At 65.0% G+C, this 13,400-nt stretch carries 13 protein-coding genes and 1 tRNA gene; 11 read left to right on the top strand and 3 right to left on the bottom strand.

Annotated features, from left to right (window positions below):
- Window positions 1-434: 434 nt before the first annotated feature.
- On the bottom strand, window positions 435-1,043 hold the full coding sequence (locus ACS5Q0_RS05235) for an LOG family protein (RefSeq protein ID WP_473125552.1): 609 nt from the start codon (window positions 1,041-1,043) through the stop codon (window positions 435-437).
- A gap of 129 nt (window positions 1,044-1,172) precedes the next feature.
- Between ACS5Q0_RS05235 and ACS5Q0_RS05230 the strand changes: the two genes are divergently transcribed.
- The 7 genes from ACS5Q0_RS05230 to ACS5Q0_RS05200 all read left to right on the top strand — a co-directional run bounded on the left by ACS5Q0_RS05230 (window position 1,173) and on the right by ACS5Q0_RS05200 (window position 7,627).
- Entirely contained in the window at window positions 1,173-2,495 is a 1,323-nt protein-coding gene (locus ACS5Q0_RS05230) for a LysM peptidoglycan-binding domain-containing protein (protein ID WP_473125551.1), read from the top strand.
- 89 nt (window positions 2,496-2,584) lie between these two features.
- Window positions 2,585-4,510: an ABCB family ABC transporter ATP-binding protein/permease gene (locus ACS5Q0_RS05225; protein WP_473125550.1), complete on the top strand. Its 1,926-nt coding sequence runs from the start codon at window positions 2,585-2,587 to the stop codon at window positions 4,508-4,510.
- Between the two features lie 156 nt (window positions 4,511-4,666).
- Window positions 4,667-5,368 carry a phosphatidylserine decarboxylase gene (locus tag ACS5Q0_RS05220; RefSeq protein WP_473125549.1) on the top strand — a complete coding sequence of 234 codons (702 nt, stop codon included), beginning with the start codon at window positions 4,667-4,669 and terminating at the stop codon, window positions 5,366-5,368.
- Window positions 5,369-5,620: 252 nt separating this feature from the next.
- Window positions 5,621-6,472 carry a CDP-diacylglycerol--serine O-phosphatidyltransferase gene (gene pssA, locus ACS5Q0_RS05215; protein WP_473125548.1) on the top strand — a complete coding sequence of 284 codons (852 nt, stop codon included), beginning with the start codon at window positions 5,621-5,623 and terminating at the stop codon, window positions 6,470-6,472.
- Window positions 6,473-6,577: 105 nt separating this feature from the next.
- Window positions 6,578-7,228 (top strand): Maf-like protein, encoded by a 651-nt coding sequence (locus ACS5Q0_RS05210; RefSeq protein ID WP_473125547.1) that lies wholly within the window; start codon window positions 6,578-6,580, stop codon window positions 7,226-7,228.
- A 20-nt stretch (window positions 7,229-7,248) separates the two neighbouring features.
- A complete protein-coding gene (gene yacG / locus ACS5Q0_RS05205) occupies window positions 7,249-7,455 on the top strand; it encodes a DNA gyrase inhibitor YacG (protein ID WP_473125546.1) in 207 nt (68 codons plus the stop codon).
- 96 nt (window positions 7,456-7,551) lie between these two features.
- Window positions 7,552-7,627: transfer RNA gene (locus ACS5Q0_RS05200), tRNA-Phe, on the top strand.
- A gap of 159 nt (window positions 7,628-7,786) precedes the next feature.
- Here the strand turns inward: ACS5Q0_RS05200 and ACS5Q0_RS05195 are convergent.
- The gene (locus ACS5Q0_RS05195) at window positions 7,787-8,098 is read right to left on the bottom strand and encodes a hypothetical protein (protein ID WP_473125545.1); all 312 of its coding nucleotides are present in this window, start codon (window positions 8,096-8,098) and stop codon (window positions 7,787-7,789) included.
- A 111-nt stretch (window positions 8,099-8,209) separates the two neighbouring features.
- Between ACS5Q0_RS05195 and galE the strand changes: the two genes are divergently transcribed.
- The 4 genes from galE (at window position 8,210) to ACS5Q0_RS05175 (ending at window position 12,392) form a co-directional block, all read left to right on the top strand.
- Window positions 8,210-9,202, top strand: a complete 993-nt coding sequence (galE, locus tag ACS5Q0_RS05190) for a UDP-glucose 4-epimerase GalE (RefSeq protein WP_473125544.1) — start codon at window positions 8,210-8,212, stop codon at window positions 9,200-9,202.
- A gap of 146 nt (window positions 9,203-9,348) precedes the next feature.
- The gene (locus ACS5Q0_RS05185) at window positions 9,349-9,879 is read left to right on the top strand and encodes a DoxX family protein (RefSeq protein WP_473125543.1); all 531 of its coding nucleotides are present in this window, start codon (window positions 9,349-9,351) and stop codon (window positions 9,877-9,879) included.
- A gap of 232 nt (window positions 9,880-10,111) precedes the next feature.
- Window positions 10,112-11,200, top strand: a complete 1,089-nt coding sequence (locus ACS5Q0_RS05180; protein WP_473125542.1) for a LolA family protein — start codon at window positions 10,112-10,114, stop codon at window positions 11,198-11,200.
- A gap of 217 nt (window positions 11,201-11,417) precedes the next feature.
- The gene (locus ACS5Q0_RS05175; protein ID WP_473125541.1) at window positions 11,418-12,392 is read left to right on the top strand and encodes a phosphoribosylaminoimidazolesuccinocarboxamide synthase; all 975 of its coding nucleotides are present in this window, start codon (window positions 11,418-11,420) and stop codon (window positions 12,390-12,392) included.
- Between the two features lie 157 nt (window positions 12,393-12,549).
- Here ACS5Q0_RS05175 and ACS5Q0_RS05170 read toward each other — a convergent pair whose 3' ends face one another.
- The gene (locus tag ACS5Q0_RS05170) at window positions 12,550-13,362 is read right to left on the bottom strand and encodes an alpha/beta fold hydrolase (protein WP_473125540.1); all 813 of its coding nucleotides are present in this window, start codon (window positions 13,360-13,362) and stop codon (window positions 12,550-12,552) included.
- Window positions 13,363-13,400: the final 38 nt, after the last annotated feature.

The following is a 13,400-nucleotide window of genomic DNA, read 5'->3' as shown; positions in this document are numbered from 1 at the left end:
AGGGGAGGGATGGAGGGTCCGTCAACGTAAACGAGATCGATGTCGTTCCTTGGCATATGTCGAACGGAGCGATCTCTACGACCTCGACGTCCGACTCGTATCTGAACGCTGCCAGGATGCTGACCGTGCAGCCTCTTGTTCGAGGGATCCTCATGCTCGCCGTGGCCTTGGGCTTTAAGGGAGTGGAGAGACGGGCGTTTTTTTTGCCCACGCTGACGACAATCTCAACTGCGGTGAATTTTTCGCGGCCGTTGGTCACTGTCAGCGTTGTTGCCGGCTTCGACCTGCCGTGGACGCGGTTGCGGCGAGGATCAGCGCCGCAACCATACAGAAGCGAGAAAGCAAGAGGCTCATTCCGCATGTACCCGAACAACAACTCGTTCACATGCGGCCAAGCTATACCTTATTTTGGCAACATAATATCGTTTTCTGAGTCAGAACTTCGTTTCGATCAGATCTGCGTTTCCGACGATGCCGACGCGGCGCGCGGCGGCCTCGACCATCGGAATGACGTCCTCGACCTTTTCAGCCACGAGATAGCTGAGTTCGAGCCCCGGCCGGATGAAGCCCTGGTCGCGCATATGGGCGAAGAGGGTGAGCAGGGGCTTCCAGAAGCCCTTGGTGCTGAGCATCAGGATCGGCTTCGTGTGACGGCCAAGCTGCGCCCAGGTCATCTGTTCGACCAGCTCTTCCAGCGTTCCGATGCCTCCCGGCAGGGCCACGAAGGCGTCGGCCTTCTCGAACATCAGGCGCTTGCGGGTGTGCATGTCGGGAACGACGATGGTCTCCTGGATGTCGTCGAGGAGCTTCTCGCGCGATTTGAGGAAGTCCGGAATGATGCCGGTGACATAGCCGCCATGATCCAGCACCGATTGGGCGACCGTGCCCATGAGACCGACATTGCCGCCGCCGTAGACGAGATTGATTCCCTGTTCGGCCATAGCCTGACCCAATGCCGCCGCATTTTCAGCGAAAACGGGGTCGTCTCCGAAACCGGAGCCGCAATAAACACAGATGGATTGAATAGATTTGAGATCTGACATGGGCCCTTCGGGGAGGTGGGGAGCCTCCCGCGTCGTATCATAAAACATAGAGATTCCCTTTTATGGCCGTAGCCTTTTGAAAGATAAACGGTTTAAATGCACGAAAGTGCCGCGGTTGAGAAAAAGCACATGTCGCAGGCGACAGAGATCAAAGGTACCATTGCAATTCTCGGTGCGGCAGCAGCCGGCGTCGTCGCAGTTCTCGTCGGTGCTCTTTATTGGGCATGGCCCGGCGCGTCCGGATCTACGGGTCAGGCCGGCGCTCCCCAGGCGGCCATGCAGCAGGTGACTCCTCCGCAGAAACCCGCCGTCGACGCTCTCCCGCCGAAGACACAGGACACCAAGGTCGCGGACGCCAAGCCTTCCTCCTTGAAGCCTGTAGCCTCGAAGCCGGCTGAGGGGCCCGTCGTGCCGTCCTTCGATCTCGTGCGCGTGGAGCCGAATGGCGAGAGCGTGATCGCCGGCCGCGCCGCCGCGGGCGCGACCATCGAGCTCCTGAGGGGTGATCAGGTTCATGCCCGCGCCGTGGCCGATGCCTCCGGCCTCTTTGCGATCGTGCCGCCGGCCCTGCCGCCGGGCTCTCACCAGATCGTGCTGCAATCGATCGCGCCGGACGGGGTGCGCCAGCGCTCCGTGCAGAGCGTGACGGTGGTCATCGATGCGGCCCAGAAGCGGCCCCTCGTCACCTTGACCACGCCCGACCAGCCCACGGTCGTCCTGTCGAATCCCGAGCCGCCCGAGCCGCAGGTCGCGCAGAATGCGCCGAAGGAGCCCGAGATTCCGGCCAAGGTCGACGAGTCCGCCGCGCCGTCTTCGCAGCCACAGTCGCAGCAGGCGAATGCCGCCCCTGAGCCCAAGGCCCAGCCCGCGCCCAGGCCTGAGATCAAGATCGTCAGCGTCGAGACCGAGAGCGGAAAGCTTTTCGTGTCGGGCCAGTCGGCTCCCGGCGCAACGGTGCGCCTGTATCTCAACGACGCTCTCATCGCTCCCGGCGGGGCAGGGGGAGACGGCAAGGTGTCGTTCTCCATCGGCTCCGGCGTCCGCCCGGGCGAGTACCGCATCCGCCTCGACGATGTGGATCCGGTCTCCGGCCAGGTGAAGTCCAGGGCCGAGGTCGGCTTCAACGTTCCGGTCCAGGTGGCCTCCGCCGAGCCCACGGCGGCCGCGGCATCGGCTCCTCCGGCCCCGGCCCCGTCCGCCCAGGCCGAGACGGCCGGGAGGCCCACTGAGGCCCAGGTGGCGGCCGCGGGAACGGTCGTGATCCCCAACATCAACACGGCGATCGTCTCCCGGGGCGACAATCTCTGGCGGATCAGCCAGCGGATCTACGGCAGCGGCTACCGCTACACCGTGATCTACGGGGCGAACCAGGAGCAGATCCGCAACCCGAACCTCATCTATCCGGGCCAGGTTTTCGTGCTTCCCAACAAGCAAGAGCCGGGAACCAACTGATCGAGCCGAGGTTCGGGCACGGGGCGGGGTGAATTCCTCGCTCCGATCCCTTATATCGGGGGCCGACAGTTCATTCGGATTCTCTGGTCATGCCTCCCACCACTACCGTCCCTTCGACGAGCGCCGCCGCGCGCAAGCCCAACGGCTTGGCCGCGACCTGGACGAAGCTCTGGCCCTATCTCTGGCCGCAGCGGCGGCCCGACCTTCAGCGCCGGGTCTTCCTGGCCTTCGGCCTGCTCCTCGTCGCCAAGGGCGTGACCATGGTGACGCCCTTCGCCTTCAAATGGGCGACGGACGCGCTCGTGGCGGTGACGGGCCATGCGGGCGGCTCCGCCGAAGCGGCGGCTACCGCAGGCTCCTGGCTGTGGAAGTCGCCGATCCTGCTCACGATCATCTACGGCGTCACGCGCATCCTCATGGCGGTGCTGACTCAGGTGCGCGACGGGCTTTTCGCCAAGGTCGCCATGCATGCGGTGCGCAATCTCGCGCTCCAGGCCTTCGAGCACATGCATCGCCTGTCCTTGCGCTTCCATCTCGAGCGCAAGACCGGCGGCCTCACGCGCGTGCTGGAGCGTGGCCGCGAGGGCATTGAGGAACTCTCACGCCTCATGGTGCTGACGCTCATCCCCACCATCCTCGAATTCGCGCTGGTGCTGGGCCTTCTCGCCTGGGAGTTCAACTGGGTCTATTCGGCGGTCGTCTTCGTGATGGTGGTGATCTATCTCGCGTATACCTACAAGGCGACCCAGTGGCGGATCTCGATCCGCAAGCAGATGAACGACTCCGACACGGACGCCAACACCAAGGCGGTCGATTCCCTGCTCAACTACGAAACGGTGAAGTATTTCGGGGCCGAGCAGCGCGAAACCGCGCGCTACGACCGCTCCATGGAGCGCTACGAGAAAGCCTCGACGCAGACCTACACGTCGCTCGCCGTGCTCAATGCGGGCCAGGCGGTGATCTTCTCGATCGGCATGGGCATCGTCATGGTGCTGGCGGCGCGGGACATCATGGAGGGGCGCGCCTCGATCGGCAGCTTCGTGCTGGTCAACGCCATGTTGGTCCAGCTCTACATCCCGCTGAACTTCATGGGCATGCTCTATCGCGAGATCAAGCAGGCGCTCATCGACATCGAGGACATGTTCCGGATCATCGAGCAGAACCCCGAGATCCAGGACAAGCCGGGCGCGAAGCCGCTCGAGGTCAAGCAGGCGGTCGTGCGCTTCGAGGACGTGCACTTCTCCTATATCCCGGAGCGCCCGATCCTGAAGGGCGTGACCTTCGAGGTCCCCGCAGGGCATACGGTCGCGATCGTGGGGCCTTCCGGCGCGGGAAAATCCACCATTTCGCGCCTGCTGTTCCGGTTCTACGAGCCGACGAGCGGGCGCATCCTCATCGACGGACAGAACATCGCCGACGTGCAGCAGGCCTCTCTCCGCAAGGTGATCGGCATGGTCCCGCAGGATACGGTGCTGTTCAACGACACCATCGGCTACAACGTCCAGTACGGCCGCTGGGACGCGACTCCGGAGGAGGTGAGGGAGGCGGCGCGCCTCGCCCAGATCGACCGCTTCATCAGCCTTCTGCCGGAGGGCTACGATACGCCGGTGGGCGAGCGCGGGCTCAAGCTCTCGGGCGGCGAGAAGCAGCGCGTGGCGATCGCCCGCACCATCCTGAAGGCTCCGCCGATCCTGGTTCTCGACGAGGCCACCTCGGCTCTCGACACCTTCACGGAGAAGGAGATCCAGGACGCTCTCGACCGGGTCAGCCGCGGCCGCACCACCCTGGTGATCGCCCATCGCCTGTCCACCGTCATCGGGGCCGACGAAATCATCGTCCTCGACCATGGGCGCATCGTGGAGCGGGGCGACCATGCGAGCCTTCTGGCCCATGGCGGCGTCTATGCCTCCATGTGGAACCGCCAGCGCCAGGCCGACGAGGCCCGCGAGACCCTGAAACGCGCCGAAGAGGAGGAGGGGTCGGAGGAGCGGACCAAGGAAAGCGTGGCAGGTTGACGGGAACGCCGGCTCCTGCCATCCCCTTGCAAACACAAGAGCTTGATCAAGTCCCCTTGAACCGTGATCAGGCTCTTGATTCGTTTTTGCCGCATGGTCCGGGCGAGCAACCGGTTCTTGCCAGTTCCGACCATGCTCCAGCAAGGCTTCAAGAGAATGACCGACGTCCTCGAATCGATGCGCCGCATCTTCGTCCCGATCCACAAGGAGGGGTATCCCTTCATCCTGATCGCGCTGTTCGCGACCATCGTTCTGGCTTGGCTGTGGTCGCCTCTCGGCTGGATCGGCGCCATCCTCACGGTGTGGGTCTGCTACTTCTTCCGTGATCCGCCGCGCGTCACACCGCTGCGGGAGGGCCTCGTCGTCTCTCCGGCGGACGGACGGGTGAACCTGATCACCACTGCGGTGCCTCCGGCGGAGCTGAGCCTTCCCCCTGAGCCGATGACCCGCATCTCGGTCTTCATGAACGTGTTCGACTGCCACGTGAACCGCTCGCCGGTGACAGGCCGGATCGAGCAGATCCTCTACACGCCCGGCCTGTTCCTCAATGCCGAGCTCGACAAGGCCAGCGAGGACAACGAGCGCAACGCCCTCGTCATCGAGACGGCGGGGACCCGTATCGGCGTCGTGCAGATCGCGGGCCTCGTGGCGCGCCGCATCGTGTCCTTCGTCAAGGTGGGCGACCATTTGAGCACCGGCGAGCGCTTCGGCCTCATCCGGTTCGGCTCGCGGCTGGACATCTATGTGCCGATGAGCGCCCAGGTTCTCGTGGGCCTCGGCCAGACCGCGGTGGCAGGCGAGACGGTCCTGGCGGACCTGACCGCCAACGAGCCCGCCCGCCAATACCGCAACGGCTAATCCGCCCTTGCGCCGGGGAGGGCGGGATCCCGCCCTCCTTCCAGCCCCTTGCCGGATCCCCGGATGGAACTGTCCACAGCCGTTTGCGCTTCTCCCATGACCGCACCTGCTCAGCTCGGCTCACGGGTCAGGCTGGCTCCTCCCTTCCAGGCATTGCCGGATCTTCGACCCGAAGGGCCGCGCCAGCGACCCGAAGGGCCACGTTAGTGAAAACCGGGTCCACTTTTCCGTGTGATGCGTTAGGTTCATGCCATGAGTGATCTTTTTCCTCCCTTCGCCCCGGATCCGAACGAACCGCGCAAGCGGCTCTTCAAGCCCGTGCCGTTTCGCGTCATCGTTCCCAACATCATCACGCTGATTGCCCTATGCCTGGGCCTCACCGCGATCAGGCTGGCCTTCGAGGGGCGGTACGAGCCTGCCGTCGTCGCCATCGTCGTGGCGGCGCTGCTGGATGGAGTCGACGGCCGGGTGGCGCGCCTGCTGAAGGGAACGTCCCGCTTCGGCGCCGAGCTCGACTCCCTGGCCGATTTCGTCAATTTCGGCGTGACGCCCGCCCTCATCCTCTACAGCTTCCTGCTCCATGAGCTGAAAGCGGTGGGGTGGATCGCCGTCCTGGTCTTCGCCATCGCCATGGTTCTGCGCCTCGCCCGCTTCAATGTGATGCTCGACGACCCGCACCGGCCGGAATGGAAGAAGAACTTCTTCACCGGGATGCCCGCTCCCGCGGGCGCGCTGACCTCGATGCTGCCCCTGTATCTCTCGTTCCTGGGATTCCCGGTCGGGCCCGCGGTCGCGCCCATCGCTCTCGTCTACCTGCTGGGACTGGCCTTCCTGATGGTGTCTACGATCCCCGTCTATTCCGGCAAGACCATCGGCCTGAAGGTCCCGCGCGAGTGGGTGCTGCCGATCTTCGTGCTGTCGGTGGCCGTGTTCGGGCTCCTGGTCAACTTTCCTTGGGAGATGCTGACGGGCATCACGATTCTCTTCCTGGGCTCGATCCCGTTCAGCGTCATGCGCTATCGCCAGCTCGACCGCGCCGAGGCTGCCAAGGGTCTCTCGACCCCGCCGGCGCCGACGGAAAGCGAGCCGCCTCCCGCCGCTTGATTCAAGCGTTGCCGGTGCCATGTTGTGACCGGGCGCAAGGCTTGCGCCCGGCAAATCGTCAATTGTCGTGAAGGGCATCAGCGGCCCTGGAGCGTGGAGATCAAAGTGGCGTCTTCTTCCGAGGTGTCGAATTCCGGCTGGCGTCCGAAGCTCGTTCTGGCTTCCGCCTCGCCCCGCAGGCTCGCCCTTCTGCAGCAGGCCGGCATCGAGCCCGATGCCCTCCTGCCCGCCGACGTGGACGAGACGCCGCTGAAGAACGAGGGCCCCAAGGATCTGGCCAAGCGCCTCGCCCGCTCCAAGGCGGAAGTCGCCCGCAAGACGGCCCGCAACCGCGAGGATCTGCGGGACGCCTACATCCTCTCCGCCGATACGGTGGTGGTGGCCGGCGGGCGCATCCTGCCGAAGGCCGAGGTGATGGACGAGGCGGCGGCCTGCCTGCGCATGCTGTCGGGGCGGGCGCACCGGGTCTACACCTCCATTTGCCTCATCACGCCGAAGGATTCGGTCCGCGAGCGGCTCGTGGAAACCCGCGTGCGCTTCAAGCGTCTCTCACGGGAGGAGTTCGAGCGTTATCTCGCTTCGGGCGAATGGCGCGGCAAGGCTGGCGGCTACGCCATCCAGGGGCTGGCGGGCACCTTCGTGGTGAAGCTCGTCGGCTCCTACACCAACGTGGTGGGGCTGCCGCTCTACGAGGCCGTGGCGCTGCTCGACGGCGAGGGGTTTCCCGTGCGCGGGACCTGGCTCGACGCTGCCTGATTCCGAAAGAGGAGCGAGGCATGGACCCTGCCAACGAGAACAAGCCTTTGACGTCGACCGGCAAATGCCCGATCTGCGGCAAGCCGTCGAGCCCGGAATTCAAGCCCTTCTGCTCCAAGCGCTGCGCGGATGTCGATCTGAACCGGTGGCTCTCCGGCGGCTATGCGATTCCCGCCGTCGACGACCCGGAGGATCGCGGCGAGGACGACCGGGAAGACGCCGAATAAATTTCTTCCAGAATTTCTCGTCCGATGGCTGGACAGGCGGCGAAGGTCTGACTATACAACCGCCCACGACGCGCACGGCAACGCCGCGCATCGGATGCCCAGGTAGCTCAGTTGGTAGAGCATGCGACTGAAAATCGCAGTGTCGGTGGTTCGATTCCGCCCCTGGGCACCACTTCTTTCTCTGCACGAATGAAGGTTCGATGAGCGCTCCCATGGAGCGCTTTTTGCGTTATGGGCTATGCGCATCCGAATGCGCGGAATCCGCCGTTCGTGAATGCAAGCGGCCTCGAACCGACGACATCGCTGTGCATTTCAGTCATGGCCTCGATCCTCACTTGATCGCGTCGAAAATCTGCCCCGAGCATTGCGCGACGAAGATCAGGAGCAGGATGCCGATGAACCACAGCCAGGAGCCGGATTTCTGCGGCTTCGCGGCGGGGGCGGCGGTCATGGCGGGTTGAGGGCGGAAGACGGGCGCAGGCGGCGCGGGCAGGCGTTCGATCAGCTCGGCCGATTCCGCCCGAACCTGGCCCGCGGTGCCGATGAACCGGAAATGCACGGGAATGCCGCCGACGAAGCCGACCTCCGCCGGCTGGATCCGGGAATCGTGGTGGACCCACCAGTATTCCGTCCGTTCGCTCATGCAGCACCCTATCATCATTGGACGTGTAGCCCGTCTGTATTGCCAGCAGGCCGCACTGGAAATCCAGCCCCGTTCACGTCAGGATGATGCAAAAGATCATCGAGGGATCCCGTGAACGTTCTGGTGACTGGAGGGGCCGGCTATATCGGCGGCCACATGGTTCTGGCTCTGCGCGATGCGGGCCACAATCCCGTTGTGTTCGACAATCTTTCGACGGGCTTTCGCTGGTCCGTTCCGGACGATGTGCCCCTCGTCGTAGGGGATGTCGGCGATTACGAGCTGGTGCTCCAGAACCTGCAGGCCCATTCCATCGATGCCATCGTGCATTTCGCCGCCAAGCTCGTCGTTCCTGAATCGGTGCGCGATCCGCTGGGCTACTACCTCAACAACACGGTGAAGAGCCGCTCTCTCCTGGCTGCGGCGGTGGCAGCGGGCATCAAGACCTTCGTCTTCTCCTCCACGGCGGCGGTCTATGGCGACGCTTCCGACAGGCCGCTTTCGGAGGATGCGCCCCTTGCACCGCTCTCCCCCTATGGGAGCTCCAAGCAGCTCACCGAGGTGATGCTGCGGGACGTTGCGGCGGCGCACGGCATGCGCTTCGTCGTCCTGCGCTACTTCAATGTGGCCGGGGCGGACCCCGCCATGCGCCACGGGCAATGCACCGCGAATGCGACTCACCTCATCAAGGTGGCCGTCCAGACGGCGCTCGGCATGAGGCCCTCCATGGAGGTGTTCGGCACCGATTATCCGACCCCGGACGGCACCTGCATCCGCGACTACATCCATGTGAGTGACCTGATCGGGGCGCATATGCAGGCGCTCGACCATCTCCGCGCGGGCGGCGAGAGCCTGGTGGTGAATTGCGGATACGGGCACGGCTATTCGGTGTCGCAGGTGATCGACACCGTCCGCAAGGTCTCGGGGCGTCCGCTCGAGGCTCGCCTCGCGCCCCGGCGTGAGGGGGATCCGGTCACCATCGTGGCGGATTCCACCCGCATCCGCTCACGGCTCCACTGGCAGCCCCGCTACGACGATCTCGCGACCATCGTGGAGCACACCCTGCGCTGGGAGAGCATGCTGCGCGAGAGGAACATGCGACTTTGAGGCATCGGACGACGGGCTCCCCGGCCGCCGGGCTTCAAGAAGGCGTGGAAAGCCGCGTACGCTAAGAACAGGTTAAGAACCTCCGCCTCTAATGCGGACCGGCGGCCCGCGATTCCGGGCCGCAAGGCAAGAGGAGAGGGTTGATCATGAATGCGGGCGCGACGAACGGTATTCTGCTCCTGGGGCGCGTCCTGCTGGCCTGCTGCTTCCTGCCTCCCGCCATCGGCCGGCTCGCCAATATTTCGGGCTTCGCGGCGGCGCTGACCCTGAAAGGCGTTCCCTACGGCGACATCGTGGCGGCGGTGATCGCGGTCGCCGAGATCGTGGCGCCTCTTGCCCTGATCCTCGGTCTCGCGCCGCGCGTGAGCGCCCTGGCCCTGATCGCTACCCTTGCGGTCTCCACCGGGGCCCTGCACCGGTTCTGGGATTACGGCGGCCTGAACCGCCAGGCGGAGCAGGCGGTGTTCCTTGCTAATCTCGGCGTCTTGTCCAGCCTGATGTTCTACTTGCTCGTCGGTCCCGGAGCCTGGAGCTGGCAGGGCTGGTGGAGCGGCATGTGGAGCAGGAAGCCCGCGAAGAAGAAGCGCCAGTCCCGACCGCGCGCGGCGAAGCCACGGCCGAAGCCTGCTCCGGTCCGCCCCGAAGAGGACGAGGAGGAATACGCGAACGCCGCCTGACGGGGCGTCATCGGCCCCCAGAGAACGATGCTCCTTTCCGAGAAGGAAGCATCGGAGCGGCTCGCGGGCGCGACTCCAATTTCCATGTCCGATGCTCTGGACGCGACTCGCTTTCATCCCCAGATTAATGCCTTCATTCAGCCCTTTATCGACGCGATAAGGCTGGACCGCCACGGTTACGCGGTGAGCCGCCTTGCGGATAAGTCTTGTTTTTCGGGTTTGCAGTCGAGTCATGCTCAAGAAGTCTTTGCGACGTTCCGCCGGTCTTGCCCTCGTCCTGGCGTTCGCCACGCCGGTCGCCGCTCAACAGCGGCCGTCCGATCCGCTGACGCGCTTCCTCGACGGCATCTTCAAGCCCCAGCAAGGGCAGGGCGCACCGGCGGCGCAGCCGGAATCGGCTCCAGCGCAGCCCGCTCCAGCCCAGCAGGCGCAACCCGCAGCGCCTGCGGCGCCGGCCCAGGCACAGGCCAAGCCCCCCGCCAAACCACAGACCAAGACCGCAGCGCCCAAGCCGAAACCTGCTCCCAGGCAGCAGGCCGCGCAGCCTCAACCCCAGCCGACCGTCGCGCAGGAGCCTAAACCCGCTCCTGCCGCGCCCGCGGTGAAAGAGGCCGCTCCCGAACCCGCAAAGCCCGCGCCGCAGCCGGAAAGCAAGGCCGCCGAAGCGCCGAAGGCTCCCGAGCCCGCTCCGGTCAAGGTGCCAGAGCCGCCGAAGCCTGCGCGTGCGACGCCCGCTCAAGCGGCTCCGACAGCGACCTCCGTCGCGGCCCAGGCGGCCCCCGCCACACCGGTTTCGCCGCCCAATCCGACCTCTCCGGCGGCGGCCCTGCAGCGGGTGAACGCCTATTTCAACAGCATGGACCAGATGTCCGCCTATTTCGTGCAGAAGAACCCCAACGGGCAGCAGGTGGAGGGCACGCTCTCCGTGCAGCGTCCAGGGCGGCTGCACTTCGCCTATGCGCCGCCGAGCACCCTGGAAATCGTGTCCGATGGGCGGAACGTGGCGATCCGGGACAAGAAGCTCGGCACCAACGACGTTTATCCCGTCGGCCAGACGCCCCTGAAGTTCCTGGTGCAGGAGAACGTGGATCTCGCGCGCGACACGAAGGTCCGTGACGTGCAGATTGGCCGCGACGGCATGATCACCGTGGCGTTCGACGACAGCGCGACGCTCGGCGGCACGTCGAAGATCACCCTGCGCTTCGACAGCCGCGCGAACGCCCTCAAGCAATGGACCGTCGTGGATTCCCAGGGCTACGAGACGACGGTGGTCCTCTCTGGCCTCAATGTGGTGCAGCGCAAGAACGCCAGCGCCGAGTGAAACCGGGGGAAGCTGCGTGGTTCTGAAGCCGGGGCTCACCTCTCGGAGAGCTCGGTCCAGGGCATCGGACGTGCCATCGAACTCACATCCGCAGCTTCAACTTTGTGGTTTCGAGCATCTTTTCACGCAAAACCGGTTCCCACTCCTGCGTTCGATGCTCTAGAACTCGGCGTGGCCCCGGGGAGGGCCGGAACCCGAACAGCCGTGGCAGGTGAGCATGGTCGATCAAGCAGCCCTAGGGGCATATGCCGGTTACGTCCTCGAGGATGCGACGATCCCGGAACTGCCGAACCATTACCGGGGCAAGGTGCGCGACAATTACGATCTGCCCGATGGGCGGCGCATCATCATCGCGTCCGACCGTATCAGCGCCTTCGACCGCAACCTGGCGGCCATTCCGCTCAAAGGGCAGGTGCTCACGCAGACCGCCCGTTTCTGGTTCGAGCAGACGGCGGACATCTGCCCCAACCACATTCTCGACTATCCCGATCCGAACGTGGCCGTGTGCAAGACGCTCACCATCCTGCCCGTCGAGATCGTGGTGCGCGATTACCTCGCCGGAACCACCGGCACCTCGATCCTCTCGCTCTACAAGCAGGGACAGCGCGAGATGTACGGCATCACGCTTCCGGACGGGATGCGTGACAACCAGAAGCTGCCGCAGACGATCATCACGCCCACCACGAAGGCCTTCCACGGCGGCCATGACGAGCCGCTGACTTCAGGCGAGATCGTGGAGCGCAAGCTCCTCACGCCTGAGCAGTGGAAGACGGTGTCTGACTACGCGCTGGCGCTCTTCGCCAAGGGCCGCGAGCTCGCGGCCGCGCGCGGTCTCATTCTCGTCGACACGAAATACGAGTTTGGCATCGACGAGGCGGGCCGGATCATGATCGCCGACGAGATCCACACGCCCGACAGCAGCCGCTACTGGTTCGCCGAGAGCTATCCGAGGCGCTTCGAGGCGGGCGAGCGGCCCGACAGCTTTGACAAGGATTTCGTGCGTAGCTGGGTCGTCGCCCGCTGCGATCCTTACAAGGACCCCATCCCGGAAATCCCCAGCGACGTGATCCTCGAAACCTCGCGGGTCTATATCGACGCCTACGAGCGCATCACCGGCCAAACCTTCGCCCTGCCGGATCCGGGCGTGCCCGTGCTGGAGCGCATCCGGACGAATCTGGCGCGCTATTTCTAGTGCATCGAACCGGTTCCGCGACGCGCCGTCATGCCCGGCCTTGAGCCGGGCACCCACGTCTTTTCAGGTGCCGTGGGTCCAAGACGTGGATGGCCGCAACAAGTGCGGCCATGACGGAGGGAGCCCGAGGGCGGGAAGGCTCCCGCGCTCCTGATCGTCACTGCAGAAACGCCCTCACGGTTCTTGCCACGTCCCGCGCCCGCTCGACGGGGAGCATGTGCGTTTCGCCCCTGAACAGCTTGAGCTGCGAGGACGGGATCAGACGGGCGGTCTCCTCCATTGCATCGACGTCGAAGAACGGGTCGCGCGTCGCGCCGACGAGGAGCGTGCGGGCCCGGATCGTCCTCAGCCATTCCGGATCCGCGCCGAAATCCTCGCCCGCCACGGCGTGAAGGCCACGCACGATGGTCGCGGGATCGTTCATCGTCTCCTGGAGCCGGTCCCGCTCCTGCTTCAGGCGCATGCGCAGCAGCCAGTTGAGCCACGGGCGGCGGAACACGAGGCCGAATTCGTCGAGGAAGCCTTCGAAATCGCCTTGCCACGCGCATGCGATCTGCCGGTCGATGCTGCGGCGGCCCTCCTGCGAGAAGCGATGGGCGCTCACCATGAGCACCAGATCCTTCACGAGAGCGGGATGGTCGGCGGCAAGGCGCGTCGCCACGAAGCCGCCGAAGGAGATGCCCATCACACTCGCAGGGCCGATCTCGTCGCGCAGAATCCGCGACACGTCGCCGACGATGGTGTCGATGCTGTAGCCTGGAGGTGGCGTGTGATCGTAGCCGATCACATAGGCCGTGCGATGAGGCGGGAGGAGCCGCGCGATGCGCTTGGCGTCTCTTTTCGTGCGCGCAGGCGTAGGGCGCCGGACGAAGGCCTGTCCGCCGTTGAGAACGATGATGGGGTCGGGGCCGGAGCCGATTTTCGCGAAGGGAATTCGGCTCAGGAATGTGCCTGTTTCGAAACTCGTCATGGTCGAAAGCTGTCGCTGAAAGCAGCCCGCCACGGCAT

This window comes from Microvirga sp. HS2 (assembly GCF_055792805.1).
The sequence above is the reverse complement of the archived record's forward strand: the minus strand, read 5'-3'. Positions and strand labels throughout refer to the sequence as shown.

Bases quoted from the DNA above. Each gene is read 5' to 3' on its own strand.
- ACS5Q0_RS05235 (WP_473125552.1), bottom strand. From the start codon at position 1,043: ATGTCAGATCTCAAATCTATTCAATCCATCTGTGTTTATTGCGGCTCC.
- ACS5Q0_RS05230 (WP_473125551.1), top strand. From the start codon at position 1,173: ATGTCGCAGGCGACAGAGATCAAAGGTACCATTGCAATTCTCGGTGCG.
- ACS5Q0_RS05225 (WP_473125550.1), top strand. From the start codon at position 2,585: ATGCCTCCCACCACTACCGTCCCTTCGACGAGCGCCGCCGCGCGCAAG.
- ACS5Q0_RS05220 (WP_473125549.1), top strand. From the start codon at position 4,667: ATGACCGACGTCCTCGAATCGATGCGCCGCATCTTCGTCCCGATCCAC.
- pssA (WP_473125548.1), top strand. From the start codon at position 5,621: ATGAGTGATCTTTTTCCTCCCTTCGCCCCGGATCCGAACGAACCGCGC.
- yacG (WP_473125546.1), top strand. From the start codon at position 7,249: ATGGACCCTGCCAACGAGAACAAGCCTTTGACGTCGACCGGCAAATGC.
- ACS5Q0_RS05195 (WP_473125545.1), bottom strand. From the start codon at position 8,098: ATGAGCGAACGGACGGAATACTGGTGGGTCCACCACGATTCCCGGATC.
- ACS5Q0_RS05185 (WP_473125543.1), top strand. From the start codon at position 9,349: ATGAATGCGGGCGCGACGAACGGTATTCTGCTCCTGGGGCGCGTCCTG.
- ACS5Q0_RS05180 (WP_473125542.1), top strand. From the start codon at position 10,112: ATGCTCAAGAAGTCTTTGCGACGTTCCGCCGGTCTTGCCCTCGTCCTG.
- ACS5Q0_RS05175 (WP_473125541.1), top strand. From the start codon at position 11,418: ATGGTCGATCAAGCAGCCCTAGGGGCATATGCCGGTTACGTCCTCGAG.
- ACS5Q0_RS05170 (WP_473125540.1), bottom strand. From the start codon at position 13,362: ATGACGAGTTTCGAAACAGGCACATTCCTGAGCCGAATTCCCTTCGCG.